The organism is Streptomyces sp. NBC_01384 (assembly GCF_045040035.1).
GTDB lineage: Bacteria > Actinomycetota > Actinomycetes > Streptomycetales > Streptomycetaceae > Streptomyces.
Window position 1 is genome coordinate 5,588,855 of sequence record NZ_CP109559.1, and the last position, 18,057, is coordinate 5,606,911.

Consider the following 18,057-nt stretch of genomic DNA (forward strand, 5'->3'; position numbering starts at 1 on the left):
GATCCGCTATCTCCGCTTGAGCGAACCTGGCGGTCGGGCCAGGGAACGGCCGTCCGCGGCGAACCGTAGCCGTCGGCCGAGGCCTCCTCGGCCGACGGCAGGCGCCTACTTGAGCGCCGTACCACCCGACTTGCGGTACGCGATCGTCTTGTTGATCAGGTTTCCGCCGTCGGACTCGACCGTGGTCTGTTCCTGCTGCCCCGGACCGAACAGGAGGCCGGCGACGTGCGCGTTCGCCACCTGGTCCATGTGCGCGAAGAACCAGTCGACCTTGTCGTCCTTGTAATGGCTGAGGGTGTTGTTCTGCGCCATGTTGCCCACGGGGATCTGCCACAGGACCACCGGCTTGCCCACCGACTCGGCCATCGTCTTGTACCACCCCAGCGCGGCAGCGGCCTTCTGGTCGTTCCAGAAGGTGTCACGGGCGCCGTGCGCCGGCTGCGCGTACCAGCCCGCATCGCGGTCCGACACATCTGCGACCAGGAAGTCGGCGTTCTTCGCCCCGAGGTCCGTGTAGTCCTTGACGCATTTCTGGACGTCGGTCTGCCAGTCCCAGCAGGTCAGGTGGAACCCTGCGCCCGTGTTCGGCGCGTACTTGTGCGCCATCGCTATCAGGCAACGGGACAGGCCGGCGGCGCTGTTCTCCTGCGATCCGCAGTCCGTCGGATTCGCGGCCGTGACCTGCGCGGCGACCTGGTGCGGATCGCCGAGCGACCGGACGTAGCCCCAGAAGTCGGGCTCGATGTCGATCATGTCGTGCGAGTTGCCGATCTTCTGGAGGAAGAAGCGGTAGTCGTTCATATACCGGGTGAGCAGGTCAACCCTGTTGATGGCCTTGACCTCGCCCGGACCGTCGCCCTCGCCTGCCAGATCCCCGAGGTCGCGCAATGAGTACCAGGTCCAGAGGTTCTTCTGCGGGCGCGGGCTGCCCTGGTACGTCGCCTTGGCCACATGATCGTCGCCCCAGGTCACGTAAAATCCGGGCGCCGTGGTGTCGCCGCTCCAGCAGCCCCACCAGCTCGACCACGCGGCCTGGCAACGCGATGCCGAATAGTAGTCCGACGAGGGCGCGGGCTGGCTGTGCACATAGGCGTATCGCACGTCGAACGGCGCGGCGGTCGTCGAGGCGTCGGACATCGAGCCGCCGATGAGCACCGTGCTACTGCCCATGAAACCTGTCGCCGAGCTGCCGCCACCAGCACCGGCACCGCCACCGGCGGCCGGAGATGACGCCGACGGCGACGGCGAGCGGGTACCGCTCGTAGCCTGGCTTGTCGGAACGCTGCCGCCCGGTGTGGTGGGCGTGGGGGTGCTGCCGGAACTCCCGGTGCTGTCGATGCTCCCGGCCGGGACGAGTTTCCACTCCTGGCTGGCGCCGCCCCTGTCCTTGTTCTGGGCGACGCGGCCCCCGTCGGCCTTGGAGCCGTTCTGGACCTCAACGGCCATGCCACTGAAGCGATTGATCAGACGCACGTAGCCGTCCGACGACTTCTTCAGGTGGAACTGCTGGTTGGCGCCGTTCCGGTCGCGCCACTGCACCATGGCGGAGCCGGCGGTCTTCGACCAGCCGTAGTCGTCCAGCACCTTGCCGGAGTTCCGGTTCTGCAGCCGGTAGTTCCCGTCACCCGAGTCGATGAACCGCCACTGCTGGTTGGCCCCGCCGTGACGGCCCCACTGCACCACCGCCGCACCGTCGTACGTGGCATAGGCGAGGCCGTCCAGCACCTCGCCGCTGTTCCGGTTGACCAGCACGTACCAGGCCTTCGTGTCCACGACTGCCGCTGAGGCCGTGTTGACCACGGCCACGGAACCGCCCACGACAGCCAGGACGACGGCCGCCCAGAGACTCCGACGCTGGTACAACCGACGGCCACGATGTCCCTGCCGTCGCCCCGGAACGGCTGAGCGGAACGACAGGCGACCACGGCGACGACGGCGGGCGCGACCGCCGACGGGCGACGCCTCCGACGACGCGGATGGACGAGGGAACATTTCGGTGCTCTCTTTCAGCCGTTGCCTCTGTCCGAACCGCGTGGTCCGGACAACCCCCAGTTGTCACAGCCCCCGAAAAGGTTGCCCCGGCCCGCGGGAATTTTTTTCGGACGCCGCGCACCGGGTGGCGATCACGTCGTCGGGTCGGAGCGGCGGCCAGGGCGGAACGCAACTGACGGTCGGCCAGCCGGCCGCCCATGGTGGGTATCGGGAGCCGTCCGGCCCATCGCCCGGCGCGCCCGACCAGCGGAAACGCAGCCCTCAAGGGCGCGCCCTTCTGTTCCGTTGTGGGCAAGGCATGTCTTTGACCCGCGGTGACTTCCTCGCTTCTGCCCGCAGCACGTAGCGCGCCGCCGGGCGCGGCCAGCCGGGGCGGAGACAGGAGGCAGGCCGCGCCGCAGAGGCGGCGCGCGCCCGCGCCGTGCGCGGGCACTTGAACCAGTAGAGAAAGTTGTAACTCAGTACCTGGCGTGGGGCTTGAAGTCGTATGCGCAGGACGGAAGTTCAAGACGTCGCCGGTGTGCCAGGGGTGGGAAGAGTACTGGTCGGGCCGTCCAAGTGATGTGTGTGCCGTCCTGGTTGATCGTGCCCGTGCAGGGCTCCGAACACAGGAGAGCTCTTTCAGCTCGCAGACGCCTCCATGACTCACCCCGATGCGGTCTGGTCCCAGTGTGATGAGCCCATCCACCACTCACGCACCGGCCACCCGGAACGTGACTGTGTTCAACGAGGTCACCAACGGTTCGACGCAGATGCGCGAGCGAAGCCGGCACCTAGCCCGCCGAGCATTCGAGGACAACAAGCACATTCAACAGGGCAAAGTTGATCGCATACACGCAAACTGCGAGACTTCTGCAAGGTCCGGTTCTTGCGGGAACCGCACACCCCTCACTCAGCGTTCACCTGTTTATCACGCTGAGTGTGCGCGAGGGGGAGTCGTGGCATGGAAGGTCAACGCCGCGGTCGGTGCGGCGATCATTGGTGTCGTCGGCGCGGTCAGCGCCGCGTTCATCAACGGCTGGTTCAGTACGCATAAGACGGACGACAAGCCCAAGCCGGAGCTAAGTTGCGCCTTCCCGGCCGTTCGGGTTGACGCGCCCAACCAAGTCGGCGGCACTTACGAGACCACGGCCAAGCTCATGTGCCCGCCTTCGGAAGGCACGAAGTACTACCTCATCAGCCAGATGGACAATGTCGGGGAGAAGGGAACAGAACACCCCATGTTCTGTCCTCGTGATCCGATCGGCCCCGGAGCGGAGAAGAAGACGTACACGTCTGAGCGCGACATCCACAGCTCACCTGTCGGGTCCACGCGAAGCCTCTACTACGTCGGGGTCAACGACGACCAGGAGCAACAGCTGCTGGCCAACCTTCACGACACCTGTGCCTGGAGCTTGCCGGCGGGAGTGGCCAAAGTCTCCAACACCATCGAGGTCAAACGTGGCTGGGAGTAACGCGCGGAGACGTGAGCCAGGGGCCGGTGGCGCCCAGTGATGGCCACCGAACAGCGAAGTTCATCGCGGTTGACTGGCACAAGCGCGTCTGCTTCCACTTCAGCTGCCGGACGGTTTTCGCGACGGCCGTAACCGGCGCTGCTGCGCATCGTCGGATGGGCATCGCGTGTATGAGCGTCCGTCGACGGCAGACGGATACGCGGACGGCGTGAGGGCTCGGGGCCCCGAGCTCTTACTCGTCCGCCCGGCGCGAGAACGCTTCCGTCTACTTCCATCCGTCAAGCGACACCTGCGGCCCGCCTTTGAGATGGCGATGGAGGGCGCTGGCGGTGGTGTCCACGAACTCCTCGGGGAGGGCGCCAGCGTCGACCCAGCCGACCTGTGCGTGCTGACGCGGCCGCGGTTCTCGGGTTCGCCGCTGCACTCATGAGCGGCGAAGACGACAGGGAGGAAACCATTGGAGACTTCGACGCCCCCGGCATCGTGGATGATGTGGGCGAGCCCGAGCCCGACGATGCGGGGGCTCCCGGCCCGGAGCCTGTGCCGGATGGTGCTGATCTTTCGGGAGAAATCTCGGAGCTTGGGGACCCGTCCGCTCACGCACCGCTCACGCACCGCTCACGCAAACGGCCCCGGACGAGGAGTCCGAGGCCGAATAAAGCGCCTCCCTGGGGAGGAAACCCCAGGTCAGCGGCGTAATGCGCTGTGCCCCCGGCAGGATTCGAACCTGCGACACCCGCTTTAGGAGTTCGATCACTCCTCGGCCCTGCCGGGGAGCCACCTGGCCACGCTGGCCATGCCAGGTCACCTAGGAGTGCTGGCGTCCGGCGCCGTTGATGTCACTCATGGATGTCAGAGCGGCCCAACTGCGCTCGCTCGCTGGCACGATGGTCCCGTGGTTGACCTGAAACGAATCGCGGCAGAGATCACGGCGTACCTGCGAGCACTCGACGAGAGCGCCACGCTGCGGCACCACTTCCGCCACGCTGACGAAGAAGGCGGCCTCTGGTACATCGAGGCCGTACCCGACCGCGGCGAGTTGATCGTCATCAAGCAGGCCGAGCTGACCTCGGCCGGCCAGCTCCACCGGTACAGCTGGGAGCACCTTGAGGACGAGCACGGCGGCCTGACAGACCAAGCGATCGATCCTGAAGAAGATCCGCTGGAGGCCATCCCGGCCGAAGAGTTCCAGAGAGTGTGGACTCGGTGAGCGCGCTGGACAACCACTTTAGGAGCGAGGTTGGTCGACTCGGTGGCTGATCTGCGAAATGAGCCCTTCACAGGGCGTGGGCTTCACGGCCTGTGGACGCCTGCTGTTCCCCGTGACTCCCCGCTCGTTCTGGCACGGTTGTGGCACGCGTTCAGTCGCCCTGGAACCACAGGTAGCTGCCGGGGGTGTTGGCGCACTGCTGTAGTTGCGTTGCGAGGTCGTCCAGTGCAGCAACCTGGAGCTGATCGCTGCACTGTTGACGCAGACTGCTGATCTCGGTGAGTGCGACGGCGGCCTCTTGCTCGTTCATCAACGTGTCTCCGTACGGATCAACAGCGGTGAGCCGCCCAGGCACCCCTAGCAGTTGCAGGGAGCCGAGCGCATCAGCCAACGCGTCCCCATGCCCGTACGAGCTACGCAGAAGTGTTGCTCGGGATTTGCGCCAGTTTCGCGTTGGCCGTGCGGAGTGCAGCTCCAGGTCGATCCCCATAGGCCCAAGTCTCTCGCAGGCTCCATGGGGGCCGTCAGCATTTGATCCGTAGCTCTACAGAGATCGGCCATCGAAGGTCATACAGGCTGCCGGAAGGGCTAGGAGGTTTGGTGCTGGGCGCCGCCGGTTGGTGGGGTTGCTGTACTTCGCTGCTGTACGGCGGGCTCACCATTCGCGCCACGTGCTGGTAGTCCTTCATGGTCCAGAGACGGCGATGGCGTGGGCGCCAAGTACCTCGGCGACGATCAGGCTGGCCACGGCGATGCCGGCGGCCGTGCGCGCCCGTAAAGAGGCGAGCGCGGCAGGGAGAGGGTCAGAACCGCGCTGACCCACGTGGCGCCGTACGCCGGCGTCTGGCCGCAGTTTGGAAGAGTGTGGCTGCTGCGCGGTGTCGCCCGCGTGCGTCTTTACCCAGCTTGGTTCTTGGCGTGGACGGCAGCCCTGAATGCGTCGTGGAGTGAATCGGTGGGGTCGAAGTCATGTCGCCCTCGAACGGCTCACTCTCCTGCCGAACCCCGGCTGACCGGCAGCTTTCCCGGCCCTGCGAGCAGCACCACCCCGCCGGAACAGTGGAACCCGGCGCCCACCCGACGCGACAATAGGACCCCCGGCATGCCCGCCTTCAGCCACAGAAGGCGAAACGGTCCACCGACTCCGTCGGCGGACCGTCGTGCAAGATCGAAGCTAGGTGCGAATCATGAAGTATCCCCAGCTGCTCCACGTGGGCAAATTAGCTGTATCGGTGCCCTGCGGATTGGACTCCGCACTGACACGGAACCGGTCACCGACCGGCCCAGTGTAGGAGAACGAGTAGGTCAAGCTGCTGGTCGCACTCAGGCGAACGCAGCTCAGGTCCTTCGAGGTATGCCAGGATCCGGAGTAGTAGTGCTGCACGAGCAGCCGCACGCATGCTCCCGGCTTGGCGGGGGCGACGGTCACCGTGTACTTCTGCTTCGCGGTGTGGTGGTAGAACCGATAGGAGGTGCTCCCGTAAAGCGCGGTCGTGTAGTAGCCGCTCAGCGAACCATGAACCGATGCGTGGGCGCCCACAGATTTGGCGACGGTGGTGGCGAAGTAGTCGTAGCTGCCGGCAAACACCGCGGTGAAGGTCGTGCCTCTGGTGGCCTTGTAGCTCACGGCGAGGTTGCCGGAAGAATCCACGGTGCCCGATTTCAGCAGCTGCTTAGTGGCGCCAGCAGGCTGAGCGTAAAGGGAGACCTTGCCACCCGTGAAGCCCACGCTCAGGTGCGCAGTGACCTTGGCGGTGGCGCCGTAGGCGTAGCTGTTGGCGTCGGTGCCGACGCTGAGCACCTTAGCCACGCGTATCGTCGCGGTGGTGTCCGACGGCAGGTGGTCAGCGTCGCCGGAATATCGCACGTGATATGTGTACGTCCCTGTACCGGGCGGCGTGTCCCGGAAAGCGAAGCTGCCGTCGGATGTGAGGGGTGCGTCGGGAAGCACGACACCGCCGGGATGTGCCGCGTCCGCGCGGCTGATGTGGACCACGGCGCCGGCCGAGAAGGGGAGTGCGCTGTTCACCCCGCCGCTCTCGGGGAGGGCAGTTCCCGTGTTGAGGATCAAGTTGGGGTATGTAATGCCCATTGAGGTTTGGGCTGCTCGCGGCCGCAGTAGCTCGTGCAGCCGCAGTGTGCCCATAGTGTCGATTACCGACAACAGCCGGGAACCGTCGGGAGTCCATGCAATGTCCCCCACCGCGATTCCGCTGGACTGGACGTCCGGGAAACTGTAGGTCCGCAGCCTCTGCGTGCCTTGGGGCTGTTCGGTCACGACACTCTCGTGAACCAAACTACCCGTGCCGTCCCAGCCCTCCATGGCCATGGTCCCATCGGGAGCGAATGCGAAGCTATTCAGCCACCAACTCCGGGCGGGGAAGGAGCTGTAATCGGTATCCCGCGAGAGGTCAGTGAGCCGCAGGACGCCGTTGACGTCAGTGGCCACACCCTGGCCGTCGGGCGTGATCACGAGGCGTGACGACCAGACGCCGGGGGCATGCGCCGTGATCCGGGGCGTGCCAGTGGTGACATCGACGACGTCGAGCTCCGGCTGACCGGCCACCTGGAAGGACGCCGCCAGGGTGCCCGGCGCTTTCGGGCTCGACTGCACGGCGTACCCCTGACCCAGTTCTGTGCGGGCGGCCGGCGCGGCCGGATCTGCAGGATCGAGAGAGCCGAGCCCACCGCTGTCGCCCTGCGTATAGGTGAACCAGATTCTCCCCGCGCTGAATGCGAGCGAGGTAGGGACGGGACGGTCTGCAGTTCCGGCCTGCCCGCCAGTGTCGTAGCGGGCGACCTCCGAGAGCGTTGTCGTGTCGATGGCTGAAATCGCGCCCTGGCCCGGCAGCAGCGCATACAGAGTGCTGCTGTCTGGCGACAGCGCCAGCTTGGTTGCACCCGGCTCGTTTGCGATCTCGCCGATCGCAGCACCGGACAGGTCCGTAACGAGGATCTTGTCGTCGGTGCTGCCACCGCTGAGGAAGAGCCGATCATGCACGGGATCGACTATCAAGCTGTCGAAGCCGGCCATGGGGAGCACCGTGCCCGTGTCATCCTCCACGGCTGCCGCGGACCCGGCCACCACCAGATTTGCCGCGAACAGCACCAACGCCGTCACGACACCAAGCCGCACTCTCGTCACTTGCCCCCCTGAACTGCACTGTTGGTGCGAGCACTCTACTGGTTTGGAGGACGCCGTTCCGTGCCCAATTTGAGGTTTCCGATTGACTCGCGGGTCTGGCTCCGACAGGAACCACAACTGTCCCTGCTGCCATCCCGTCCGCCTTCGACCCACACACCGTGGAGCGGGCGTGGTTCAGGGCGTCAAGGTGGAGCGCGCCACTGTACGAACGACCTTGACGCCCTGGGCCGCGTCTGCTCGACTCTGCCTGGGGCGAAGGTGGTCGGGATGGCAGCCTCCAACACTCGCCACGATGTGCCGGCACTCGCATACGTCGCCCCGTCCATCCCGGAGTCTGAGCGCCCCCGCCGGAGGCATGGTCTTGTCGTTGAGCGGCTGTGGCGTCCACGGGTCTCGACTCATGCCCTCGGGCTTAGTCAGCGGGCGCGCGTCGGCGCAGCGCGCGCAGAGCGGGCCGAAGGCAGGAGCGCAGCGCGCAGCGGAGCCGGGAGCGCGCCCGGCGGAGCGGAGCGCAGCCGGGTGCCTTGAACCAGTAGAGAAAGTTGTAACTCAGTAACTGGTGTAGGGCTTGAAGTCGTATGCGCAGGACGGAAGTTCAAGGCTTCGCCGGTGTGCCAGGGGTAGGAAGAGCGCTGGTCGGGCTGTCCAAGTGATGCGTGTGCCGCCCTGGTTGATCGTGACCGTGCAGGGTTCCGAGCACAGGAGGGCTCTCCTCGTCTCGATGCGGCCCTCGTACAGCCATTCCCAGGCTTCGTCGGAGGCTCTGGGGTCCAGTGCTGGTGTGATGGTGCGCAGCGCGATCGCTATCCAGCGGTCTGCCTGTCCGGGGGAGTGGGCGTCGAAGGAGCCGCGGAGGGTCGGGTGCTGCGTCTCGGTGAGGTCTTGGGTCCAGCATTCGCACCAGAAGCCGCGGGTGTATCCGTTCACGAGTTGGCTCCCGGTGGGTAGGCCACGAGGACGTAGCGCGTGTTTTCGTCGCGCAGGGTGAGTTGGTAGGCCGTGCCCGTTGTCAGGTGGGCGAGGGCTTGTTCGTGTTCGGCCTCGTCCCTGAGCCAGTAGTGGCCCGGCTGGGCGTATGCCATGTCGAGTTGGTCCGTGACGTTCCTCGTGCGCTCGCGGAGCCATCGCAGCGCCAGGCGGGGGCTCGTCGCCTCGTGTGATCCCAGGGGGATGGAGCTGGCCTCGTGCAGTGGGTAGGCCGTGGCCCAGCAGCGGTACGTGCCGTCCTGCCCCGCCGCGGCTAAGTCCTCGGGAGTGGTCGACGTCAGCAAGGGTGGCCTCCCGCGCGGGCGCTCGTGAAGAGTTCCGCGGTGACCGTGTGGCCGGCATGGCTGTCGTGGATCACGACTCGGTGGGCGATCGCGCTGACCATGCCGAGGCCTCGCCCGTGTGTGGCGTCCTGGTCGGCGTGCTCGGCCTTCGGCGCCGTCCCAGTGCCGCCGTCGTCCGTGACCGACAGGGCGACCACCTGCGACGAGACCGCGAGGGCCAGATGGAAGCTGCCCGACTGCTGTCCGCTGGCCGTGTGGAGGACCGCGTTCGCGCTCAGCTCGCTCACGATCAGTTCGGCGTCCTCGGCTAACGGTGAGCCGCGCAGGATGTCGCGGGTCCAGCGGCGGGCCCTGCTGACCTCTTCGGGAAAGCCTGGGCAAGTGAGTCCCCAGACCCGCGCAGTGCTCGTATACTCGTGCATACAAGTTCCTTCGTGCTGGTAGGCCGCCATGTGCAGCGGGTTCGGGCTAGACGAGTTTCACGCCGTCGTGGGCGCGGATGGCCGGCGGGGACGCCGCGTCGAGTGCGTCCAGGACGCGGATCGCGTATGCCTCGTCGGCGAGGTCGGTGACTTCTTCGCGGGTGGCCCAGCGCAGTGCGTAGGTCTCGTCCCCGGTGGTGGGTGTGCCGTTGGCGGCCTCGCAGCGGAAGACCAGCGAGACGATCAGGCCCGTCATGTTCTTGTAGACACCGGTGAGGGTCGCGGGAAGCGCGATCTTGATGCCGGTTTCTTCGAGGACTTCACGCTGAAGTGCCTCGGGGAGAGTTTCCTCCCGCTCGACGATGCCGCCCGGGGGTTCCCAGTGACCGTTGTCGCGACGCTTGATCAGCAGGGCTCGGCCCTGGTCGTCGACAATGACTCCGGCAACGCTCACGGAGTGCGGGCGGTCAGTGGTCACGTTCCTCGGCCTTCTCGGATGGCTAGGCTCTCCACCGTAGCAACAACACTCGCCCACTCGTCTAGATACCTAAAGGAGTACTCGTGACCTCACTCCCGACCAGCCTGCTCGGCGACCTGGACCCCACGAGCGATCGTGCGGTGTTCCGGCAGATCGCCGACCAGCTGCGCGAGGCCATCGACCGTGGGCGATTCAAGGAGGGCGAAAAGCTCCCCTCGGAAGCTGAGCTCGTCGAGCACTACGGTGTGTCCCGGATGACCGTCCGGAACTCCTTCTCCATCCTCCAGGGCGAGGGGCTCGTCCATGCCGAGCACGGGAAGGGTGTCTTCGTCCGACCGCGTCCACCCGTGCGGCGGCTCGCCTCCGACCGGTTCGCCCGGCGCCACCGCGAACAGGGGAAGTCCGCGTTCATCGTCGAGGCCGACGCCGCCGGAAGTCACCCGCAGGTGGACAGCCTGGAGGTGAAGGAGGAGAAGGCCAGCCAGGACATCTCCACCCGGCTCGGCTCCGTGCGGCGCGTGCTCGCCCGCCGGCGCCGGTATCTCCTCGACGGGCGTCCGGTCGAGTTCGCCACCTCGTACCTCCCGCTCGACATCGCCCGGGACACCCCGATCGCCGAGCCCAATCCCGGCCCGGGCGGCATCTACGCCCGTCTTGAGGAGCTGGGGCATCGGCTCGACCACTTCGAGGAGGAGATCCGGGCCCGGATGCCCTCGCCGTCCGAGGTCAAGACGCTCCGGCTGGCCTCCGGCGTGCCCGTGATCCACCTGATCCGGACCGCGTACGACACCGAGGGGCGGGCTGTGGAGGTCTGCGACACGGTCATGGCGGCGGACGCCTACGTCCTGTCGTACCAGCTCCCGGCGACGTGACCGGCGCGAGCGGGTGATCCGCGGTGGTGCGCGGGGCCGCTTCCCGGAACTCGTACACGCCAACAGGCATACTCGTATAGACGAGTGGGCAAGTTGTGTGGCAGGGTGGTCGTCGTTCCCGGAGATCGGGTTCGAAGGCCGCATCTTGTATAGACGAGTAGACAGGAAGAACTCTTGCGCACCATCCGTGTGGAGACCTCGGCCGCGACGATCCTGCTGACCGAGGCGCCCGAGCCCAAGGTCCGCGACCGTCAGACCGGTGAGATCGCCAAGGACATCAACAGCGGTGAGGCCCTGATGACGATCGGCGTCGTCTACATCGAGGAAGGGGAGTCCTCTCTCATCAAGGTCACGGTTCCGGAGAGCGGTGTTTCCGAGGGGCTCGCGCTCGGCGCTCCGGTTTCGCTGCCGGGGCTCGTGGCCCGGCCCTGGGAGAGCGTGTTCAACGGGCAGCAGCGGCACGGCATCGCCTACCGCTCCGCCGCCGTCACTCCGGCCGCGTTCCCGGCGGCCCTGGGGGCCACGGCCTGATGACCGATCTGGCAACGCTTCTGGAGGTGGGTGGTCCTGTCGCCGCGCTCGGCGGCGGGGCTGCCTACACCCGGGCCAAGCACCCCGGGGTCTACTGGTCCACGGTCGGCCTCCCGATATCCACGGCCCGGCTGCTCAGCTCCTACAGCTCCATCATGGAGGCCTGCGGCCTGACCGTCGCTCCCTCCCGCCTGCGGGTCCTGGCGGTCAAGGCCACCACCCGACGCGAGATCCGCCCCGTACCGCCCCGCCGGGGAATCATCCGGCCCACATCCACCGGGTTACGGCTTCGCCTGCGGCTCGCCCCCGGGCAGGAACCCGCCGACGTCGCCGCCTCGGCCGAACGGCTGCGGCACGCCTGGGGCGTCCACGCCGTGTACGTCACGACCGTCAAGCCCGGTGTGGTCGAACTGCGGCTCGTCGGCTTCGACGTGCTGCGGCGGGTACGGATGCCGCGCAAGGTCGATGGCGGGTTCCTCAAGGTGCCTGTGGCGCTGCGGGAGGACGCGACTCCCTTCGTACGGGACTACCGGACCGTGCCTCATCAACTGACCCTCGGCGCCACACTGTCCGGCAAGTCCATGTACCTGCGGCATCTCGTCGCCGGGCTCGCTCCGCAACCCGTCGCCCTGGTCGGCATCGACTGCAAGCGAGGTGTGGAGTTGGCGCCGTTCGCCGCCCGGCTTTCGGCGCTGGCCACCGACCCGGAGCAGGCGGCCGAGCTGCTGCCCGTGCTCGTCAAGGAAATGGAGGACCGATACGACCTGATCAAGGCCCGGCAGGGGATCGCGCCGGACGCCCCCGACGAGGAGATCACCTCGGACGTCTGGGGCCTGCCCGAACACGAACGCCCCGTCCCCATCGTGCTGTTCGTCGACGAGGTGGCCGAACTCTTCCTCGTCGCCAACCGCAAGGACGAGGACCGGCGCGACGAAATGGTCACCCAGCTCATCCGTCTCGCTCAGCTCGGCCGCGCCGCCGGTATCTACCTGGAGGTCTGCGGGCAGCGCTTCGGCGCCGAACTGGGCAAGGGAGCGACCATGCTCCGGGCCCAGTTGACCGGCCGTGTCTGCCACCGCGTCAACGACGAAGCCTCCGCCAAGATGGCGCTCGGCGACATCGCCCCCGAAGCGGTCTCCGCCGCGTGCGCCATCGCTGCCGAACGGCCTGGCCTGGCCGTGGCCGGTGACACCTCCGGTGGCTGGTCCCGCATCCGCACGCCGTACCTCTCTCTCGGCGACGCTGCCGAGATCTGCCGCGAGTCGGCGCACCTGGTGCCCGACCTGCCCGCGCTGAAGCGCTTCCGGCCTGACGTGCCTGTACGGCCCGTCGAAACTGCGGCGGCCCCGGTACTCCAGCCGCGCCCCGTGACCGACTGACCCTCGCCCCTCCCCACCCCGGTCGGCGTGACCGCCTCGCGCCAACTCCCTACCCCTGCCATGCCTGAATCCGGAAGGAGCCGCAGCATGCGCGCCCAACTGGCCCGTATCGACGCGGTACTCGTACAGGCCCTCATCGCCGCAGCGCTGTCCTTCGCCCACCTGCACGACGTCGCCTCGGCGGCCGGTCAGGACGGGTGGAAGGCCTGGGCGTATCCCGTCTCCGTCGACCTGCTGCTCGTCGCCGCCTGGCGCCGACTACGGACCGGCGACGCGAAAGCGGCTGGGTGGTGCTGGTTCGTCATCGCGCTCACCGCGTCCCTCGGGGCCAACGTCGCCACCGCCGGACTCCTGGACCTGAACCAGGTGCCGGCATGGCTGCGCATCCTCGTCGCGGGCTGGCCCGCGGTCGCCTTCCTCGGCGGAACCCTCCTCGCCCACTCGACCCCGGCCCCGCACGAGGACACCGAGGACCAGGACGACCAGGGGGACGCGCCCGATCCCGCCCCGGAGCCGCCCGCGCAACCGGCTCCCGAGCCGACCCCCGCTCCGCCTGCTGTGACTGTCCCGGCTGCCCTGGTCGAACACGCCCGCAAGGTCGCTGCCGAACACCACACCCGTACCGGAGCGGTCATCGACACCCCGACCCTCCGCGCCCGGCTCGGCGTCCCCGCACCCATGGCCGACGCCATCGCCGCCCACCTCTGAAAGGAGTCCCACATGTCCCCTGACCGGCGCTTCCGTGACGTCACCCGCATCGGCCCCGTGCAGGTCGGCACCGCCTACGACAACCGGGGCCGTGAGAAGCACACCGCGGCCTGCACCGCGCCCCGCTGCGGCTTCTCCGCCGACTACGACAGCCGCGCCGCCGCCGAACTCGCCGCCCGTACCCACCGCTGCCCCGTCCGCTGAAAGGACCCGCACCACGTGACCGTCAGCCTCCCACTCGTCCTCGTTCTCGGCTTCATCGCCTGGGGAGCGGTCAAGTTCCTCGGCGTCCGTACCTGGATCGTCGTCGTGATCGCCCTGTTCGGCTTCCTGCTCTCGCACACCTTCATGGCCCCCGCCATCGACTCCGGCACGCGTTCCGGCGTGGGCATTGTCAACGGCTCACATGACTAGACGAGTAGATAAGGAGAGTGTCGCCGTGTTCCTGCCCAAGTACCCCGATAACCCGACCCCGCCGCCCGCGCACACCCACGCCCCGGCCGATCCGGTGCCCGTACGACGCACGCTCCCGCAGATCTCCATCAGCCCCGGAGCGGTCGCGGCCGTCCTCGTCGGCGGAGTCGTCCTGACCGCGCTCCTGGCCGCCGTCGCCGTCACGGCCATATCCGTCGCCGTCGCCGCCGTGGTCCTGCGCTCGATGCTCCGCGAGCACCACCGGCGCTGAACGGCGCCTGATGCCCCGGGGCGGTTCGACACGGCCAAGCATCCGCCGCCCCGGGGCTCATCCCTCCTGACCAGCCAGCAAGCCAGCCAGAAGGAGAACGCCATCTTCACCCGCCCCACCCCGCCCCCACTGCCCGAACTCGCCAAGCTCGCCCAGCACGGCACCCTGCCCGGTATCCTCCGCCAGCTCTCCGGACTCGGCGGCTGCACGACTCCGATCCGCCTCGACGGCCACCGCACCGAGTACGACGTCGACACCCGCACCGGGGAGATCGGCAACGTCCTCCACCGCCTCGACTCCACCAGCCTCCCGGCCGGTCACCTCCTGGTCCGCTGCAACAACCGCCGCACCACCCGCTGCCCGGCCTGCGCCGAGGTCTACCGCCGCGACACCTTCCACCTGATCACCTCCGGCCTGCGCGGAGGCAAGGGCATCCCGGAACGCGTCGCCGCACACCCCCGCGTCTTCGCCACCTTCACCGCCCCCAGCTTCGGCCCCGTCCACAACCGCCCCACCGGCCCGGCCGGTTCAGTCCGCCGCTGCCGCTGCGGCGTCCACCACGACCAAGACGACGCCGAACTCGGCACCCCGCTCAACCCGAACACCTACGACTACGAAGCCGCCGTCCTCTGGAACGCACACGCCGGTCCGCTCTGGCGCCGCCTCTCCACCTACCTCCGCCGGGAGGTCGCCAAGCGAGCCGGACTCTCACAACGCGCATTCCGCCAGTACGCCCGGGTCTCCTTCGCCAAGGTCGCCGAATACCAGAAGCGCGGCGCCGTCCACTTCCACGCCGTCATCCGCATCGACGGCCCCGAGGGCGGCGACACCCCGCCCCCGGCCTGGGCCACCGCCGAGCTGCTCACTGATGCCATACGCGCCGCCGCTGCCCACGTCCGCGTGGACGGCCCGCTCATCGACGGACGCGCCCACACCTTCACCTTCGGCCGCCAACTCGACGTCCGCACCATCCGATCCGCCGACTTCGACGGCAACCAGGAACTGACCGAGCGGGCCGTCGCCTCGTACATCGCCAAGTACGCCACCAAAGGCGCCGAGACCGCCACGGGAGCTCTCGACCGCCCGCTCAAGTTCCTCGCCGAACTCGCCCCACTCGACATCACCGACCACGCCCGCCGACTGATCCGCACCGCCTGGACCCTCGGCGCACGCAAGGACCTGGAAGACCTCCGACTCCGGGCCTGGGCCCACATGCTCGGCTTCCGCGGCCACTTCTCCACCAAATCCCGCCGCTACTCCACCACCCTCGGCGCCCTCCGCACGGCCCGCGCCGAATGGCGCCGCGCACAAGCCGTAGCAGCCACTGAGGCCGAGCCTGACACGACATACGTCCTCGCCCACTGGGCCTTCGCCGGAACCGGCCTCTCCTCCGCCGAAGCCTGGCTCGCCGCATCCCTCGAACCCGCTCCCGGCACAGAAGGAGAACCGACGCATGCGTGACGAAGAGCTGTTGACCGTGGCCGACGTCATGGCTCGGCTCAAGCTCGGCCGGTCGACGGTCTACGACCTGATCCGCTCCCGTCGGCTCCCCTCGATCACGATCGGCCGGTGCCGCCGCATACCGGCGCGGGCCCTCAGCGACTACATCTCTCACGAACTGGAGGCGACTGCCTGATGGCCGGTCAGCGCAAGCGCAATCCCAACGGCGCGGGAACGATCACCAAGCGCAAGGACGGCCGGTTTCAGTGCGCGGTCTACGTGCTCCAGCCGGACGGCACCCGGGCCCGCAAGTTCGCCTACGGCAAGACCTGGGCCGAGTGCGACACCAAGCGACGGGAGCTCCTCGCCAAGGTCGACCAGGGCGTGCCCGTTCCCACACGGTCGGCCAAGCTCTCCGAGTGGCTCCCGTACTGGCTGGACAACGTGATCAAGCCTCGGCGGAAGCTCAGCACGTACGACAAGTACGAGTCACACGTCCGGCTCTACCTGGTGCCGATTCTCGGCGCGAAGCGGCTCGAATCCCTCGGGGTCGCCGACGTACGCCGCTTCCTCGTGCGCCTGGAGAAGGAGACCACCGCGGCAACGGCCAAGGAGTCCCACCGAGTGCTCCGTTCCGCTCTGTCCTCCGCCTGCCGCGAGGAACTGATCACGCGCAACGTCGCCAAGCTGGTCGAGCCGCCCCGCACGGACAACAGGGAGTTGAAGCCCTGGACGCTGGACGAGACGCTCGACTTCCTCGCCGCCTCTCGCAGAGATCCGCTCTACGCGGCCTTCGTGCTGGCCATTGCTATGGGGCTCCGCCGGGGCGAGATCATCGGCCTCCGCTGGTCCGATCTCGACCTCGACAATCGTGTCCTGTACGTCCGTCAGCAGACGCAGCGCCGCCGTGGCGTCCTGTACGACGACGATCCGAAGAGCCGCCGCCGTCGCGTCGTACCGCTGCCCGCGCTCTGCATCGCCCCGCTGCGCTGGCACCGGATGCGGCAGTCCGCCGCACGCGCCAAGGCGGGGGAGAAGTGGCAGGCGTCCGGCTACGTCTTCACCACCCGCACCGGCCGCCAGGTCGAGCCGCGGAACGTCTACCGCTCCTTCACCCGCATTGCCGACTCCGCCGGCATCCGAGTCGTCCGGCTGCACGACGCCCGGCACGGCACGGCGACCCTGCTTACAGCGGCCGGAGTGGCGCCCCGCGTCGTGATGGAGATCCTCGGGCACAGTCAGATCAGCATCACCATGGACGTCTACACGCACGTCGTGCAGGACACGCAGCGCGAGGCCATGAGTCACATGGACCGGCTGCTCAGGAGGCGTCCCGGTCGTCAGTGACCGTGCTCGTTGATGTCAGCTGTGGATGTCAGAGGGGCCTCACCTCCCAAATTTGGGAGGTGAGGCCCCTCTGAACTGGTGCCCCCGGCAGGATTCGAACCTGCGACACCCGCTTTAGGAGTGGGATTGGATCCTTGCCGGGGAGTGACTGGCCCTGCCGTGTGGTGCTGTTCTGCCTGATCAGCGCCACACGGTACAGGGGGGTGCGCCAGTCTGTGACGGCCAGTCCCACAACGTCCGCTCACGCATCGCTCACGCATGTGGGACGTTCTCACCTGCGGCGGAGTGTCTCTGGTTAGCTGTCGGACGTGCGCCCCGCCCCCGGGCGGTTCGCCGCGGGCAGACAGGAAAAGATCCCGAGAGGGTTGGTGCACCGCTGTAGAGGCATGCCAACGTAGACGATCTTTCCGATCGCGGGGGAGGGACTCACCGACTCCGGCGGCGGCACCCACGAGTTCATCGCCTGGCTCGCGAAGGGCAGGTGGCTGTCGTACTCGGTCGGGGTGACCATCACCGACGCCATCCATCAGGCCGTCCTGAAGATCCCGGCCTGGACTGGAACCCGACGGCGAGATCCGCGACGGCGCCTGGGGCGTCGAACTCGCCGGCGACTGCTTGACCGGCTGCCCGAAAGGGCTATGGCTGATCGTGCGCAAGGAACGGCCACACCCCGGCGCCCAGTTGCGTTTCACTGACGCCGACGGCATGCGGCTGACCCGCTTCGCCACCAACACCACCGGCGAGGCGATCGCCGCCCTCGAACTGCGACACCGGCAGCGGACCCGGGCCGAGGACCGCATCCGCGCCGCCCGCGCCACCGGCCTGCGCAATCTCCCTTTCCATGACACCGTGCAGAACCAGATCTGGCTGGAGATCGTGCAGATCGCCCTCGACCTGCTCGCCTGGATGCCCCTGCTCGCCCTGACCGGCCAAGCCCGGCTCTGGGAGTCCCGCCGCCTGCGGTTTCGGCTGTTCTCCACCGCCGCCCAGCTCGTCACCACGGGCCGCCGCCGCATCCTCCGCTTCGCAGGGCACTGGCCTGGACCGACGTGATCACACATGCCCTGGACCGGCTCCAGGCCCTCCCGAACCCGGGCTGACGAGCACCTTCTCATCCCTGCGA

At 67.8% G+C, this 18,057-nt stretch carries 19 protein-coding genes and 2 pseudogenes; 13 read left to right on the forward strand and 8 right to left on the reverse strand.

Features of this window, described 5'->3' with window-relative positions:
* Nucleotides 1–105 precede the first annotated feature (105 nt).
* On the reverse strand, nt 106–1,818 hold the full coding sequence (locus tag OG747_RS25785) for an RICIN domain-containing protein (protein WP_405881748.1): 1,713 nt from the start codon (nt 1,816–1,818) through the stop codon (nt 106–108).
* A gap of 1,112 nt (nt 1,819–2,930) precedes the next feature.
* Here OG747_RS25785 and OG747_RS25790 point away from each other — a divergent pair.
* Nucleotides 2,931–3,446 carry a hypothetical protein gene (locus tag OG747_RS25790; protein WP_405881750.1) on the forward strand — a complete coding sequence of 172 codons (516 nt, stop codon included), beginning with the start codon at nt 2,931–2,933 and terminating at the stop codon, nt 3,444–3,446.
* Between the two features lie 265 nt (nt 3,447–3,711).
* Here OG747_RS25790 and OG747_RS25795 read toward each other — a convergent pair.
* Nucleotides 3,712–3,953: pseudogene (locus OG747_RS25795) on the reverse strand (DNA mismatch repair protein MutT); the annotation flags it as partial.
* 388 nt (nt 3,954–4,341) lie between these two features.
* On the opposite strand from OG747_RS25795, the gene OG747_RS25800 reads away from it, so the two are divergent.
* On the forward strand, nt 4,342–4,656 hold the full coding sequence (locus OG747_RS25800) for a hypothetical protein (protein WP_405881752.1): 315 nt from the start codon (nt 4,342–4,344) through the stop codon (nt 4,654–4,656).
* Nucleotides 4,657–4,807: 151 nt separating this feature from the next.
* Here OG747_RS25800 and OG747_RS25805 read toward each other — a convergent pair whose 3' ends face one another.
* The 6 genes from OG747_RS25805 to OG747_RS25830 all read right to left on the reverse strand — a co-directional run bounded on the left by OG747_RS25805 (nt 4,808) and on the right by OG747_RS25830 (nt 9,948).
* Nucleotides 4,808–4,966 carry a hypothetical protein gene (locus tag OG747_RS25805; RefSeq protein ID WP_405881753.1) on the reverse strand — a complete coding sequence of 53 codons (159 nt, stop codon included), beginning with the start codon at nt 4,964–4,966 and terminating at the stop codon, nt 4,808–4,810.
* A gap of 864 nt (nt 4,967–5,830) precedes the next feature.
* The gene (locus OG747_RS25810) at nt 5,831–7,777 is read right to left on the reverse strand and encodes a hypothetical protein (RefSeq protein WP_405881754.1); all 1,947 of its coding nucleotides are present in this window, start codon (nt 7,775–7,777) and stop codon (nt 5,831–5,833) included.
* A 573-nt stretch (nt 7,778–8,350) separates the two neighbouring features.
* Complete coding sequence (locus OG747_RS25815; protein WP_405881756.1) at nt 8,351–8,728, reverse strand: hypothetical protein; 378 nt, start codon at nt 8,726–8,728, stop codon at nt 8,351–8,353.
* Nucleotides 8,725–9,072 (reverse strand): hypothetical protein, encoded by a 348-nt coding sequence (locus OG747_RS25820; protein ID WP_405881757.1) that lies wholly within the window; start codon nt 9,070–9,072, stop codon nt 8,725–8,727. The genes OG747_RS25815 and OG747_RS25820 overlap by 4 nt, the downstream gene beginning before the upstream one ends.
* Nucleotides 9,066–9,494 (reverse strand): ATP-binding protein, encoded by a 429-nt coding sequence (locus OG747_RS25825; protein WP_405881758.1) that lies wholly within the window; start codon nt 9,492–9,494, stop codon nt 9,066–9,068. Before OG747_RS25825 ends, OG747_RS25820 begins: the two co-directional genes overlap by 7 nt.
* 46 nt (nt 9,495–9,540) lie before the next feature.
* Nucleotides 9,541–9,948 (reverse strand): NUDIX hydrolase, encoded by a 408-nt coding sequence (locus tag OG747_RS25830; RefSeq protein ID WP_405885667.1) that lies wholly within the window; start codon nt 9,946–9,948, stop codon nt 9,541–9,543.
* 107 nt (nt 9,949–10,055) lie between these two features.
* Between OG747_RS25830 and OG747_RS25835 the strand changes: the two genes are divergently transcribed.
* The 11 genes and pseudogenes from OG747_RS25835 to OG747_RS25885 all read left to right on the forward strand — a co-directional run.
* The gene (locus OG747_RS25835) at nt 10,056–10,844 is read left to right on the forward strand and encodes a GntR family transcriptional regulator (RefSeq protein WP_010985167.1); all 789 of its coding nucleotides are present in this window, start codon (nt 10,056–10,058) and stop codon (nt 10,842–10,844) included.
* Between the two features lie 174 nt (nt 10,845–11,018).
* Nucleotides 11,019–11,375, forward strand: coding sequence for a hypothetical protein (locus OG747_RS25840; RefSeq protein WP_095854128.1), 357 nt, complete (start codon nt 11,019–11,021; stop codon nt 11,373–11,375).
* Nucleotides 11,375–12,754: an FtsK/SpoIIIE domain-containing protein gene (locus tag OG747_RS25845; RefSeq protein WP_405881760.1), complete on the forward strand. Its 1,380-nt coding sequence runs from the start codon at nt 11,375–11,377 to the stop codon at nt 12,752–12,754. The genes OG747_RS25840 and OG747_RS25845 overlap by 1 nt, the downstream gene beginning before the upstream one ends.
* Before the next feature lie 87 nt (nt 12,755–12,841).
* Entirely contained in the window at nt 12,842–13,462 is a 621-nt protein-coding gene (locus OG747_RS25850; protein ID WP_405881761.1) for a DUF2637 domain-containing protein, read from the forward strand.
* 12 nt (nt 13,463–13,474) lie between these two features.
* On the forward strand, nt 13,475–13,666 hold the full coding sequence (locus OG747_RS25855) for a mobile element transfer protein (RefSeq protein ID WP_075027204.1): 192 nt from the start codon (nt 13,475–13,477) through the stop codon (nt 13,664–13,666).
* Nucleotides 13,667–13,681: 15 nt separating this feature from the next.
* Nucleotides 13,682–13,876, forward strand: a complete 195-nt coding sequence (locus tag OG747_RS25860) for a hypothetical protein (protein ID WP_099921822.1) — start codon at nt 13,682–13,684, stop codon at nt 13,874–13,876.
* Nucleotides 13,877–13,901: 25 nt separating this feature from the next.
* Complete coding sequence (locus OG747_RS25865; protein WP_405881762.1) at nt 13,902–14,147, forward strand: SpdD protein; 246 nt, start codon at nt 13,902–13,904, stop codon at nt 14,145–14,147.
* Nucleotides 14,148–14,312: 165 nt separating this feature from the next.
* On the forward strand, nt 14,313–15,608 hold the full coding sequence (locus OG747_RS25870; protein ID WP_405885668.1) for a replication initiator: 1,296 nt from the start codon (nt 14,313–14,315) through the stop codon (nt 15,606–15,608).
* Nucleotides 15,601–15,783, forward strand: a complete 183-nt coding sequence (locus OG747_RS25875; RefSeq protein WP_405881763.1) for a helix-turn-helix domain-containing protein — start codon at nt 15,601–15,603, stop codon at nt 15,781–15,783. The genes OG747_RS25870 and OG747_RS25875 overlap by 8 nt, the downstream gene beginning before the upstream one ends.
* Complete coding sequence (locus tag OG747_RS25880) at nt 15,783–16,934, forward strand: tyrosine-type recombinase/integrase (RefSeq protein WP_405881765.1); 1,152 nt, start codon at nt 15,783–15,785, stop codon at nt 16,932–16,934. Before OG747_RS25875 ends, OG747_RS25880 begins: the two co-directional genes overlap by 1 nt.
* A 428-nt stretch (nt 16,935–17,362) precedes the next feature.
* Nucleotides 17,363–18,034, forward strand: a pseudogene (locus tag OG747_RS25885) (transposase); the annotation flags it as partial.
* Between the last annotated feature and the right edge of the window lie 23 nt (nt 18,035–18,057).

Coding starts and splice junctions, on each gene's coding strand:
- OG747_RS25805 (WP_405881753.1), bottom strand. CDS start 4,966: ATGAACGAGCAAGAGGCCGCCGTCGCACTCACCGAGATCAGCAGTCTG.
- OG747_RS25825 (WP_405881758.1), bottom strand. CDS start 9,494: ATGCACGAGTATACGAGCACTGCGCGGGTCTGGGGACTCACTTGCCCA.
- OG747_RS25845 (WP_405881760.1), top strand. CDS start 11,375: ATGACCGATCTGGCAACGCTTCTGGAGGTGGGTGGTCCTGTCGCCGCG.
- OG747_RS25850 (WP_405881761.1), top strand. CDS start 12,842: ATGCGCGCCCAACTGGCCCGTATCGACGCGGTACTCGTACAGGCCCTC.
- OG747_RS25855 (WP_075027204.1), top strand. CDS start 13,475: ATGTCCCCTGACCGGCGCTTCCGTGACGTCACCCGCATCGGCCCCGTG.
- OG747_RS25875 (WP_405881763.1), top strand. CDS start 15,601: ATGCGTGACGAAGAGCTGTTGACCGTGGCCGACGTCATGGCTCGGCTC.
- OG747_RS25880 (WP_405881765.1), top strand. CDS start 15,783: ATGGCCGGTCAGCGCAAGCGCAATCCCAACGGCGCGGGAACGATCACC.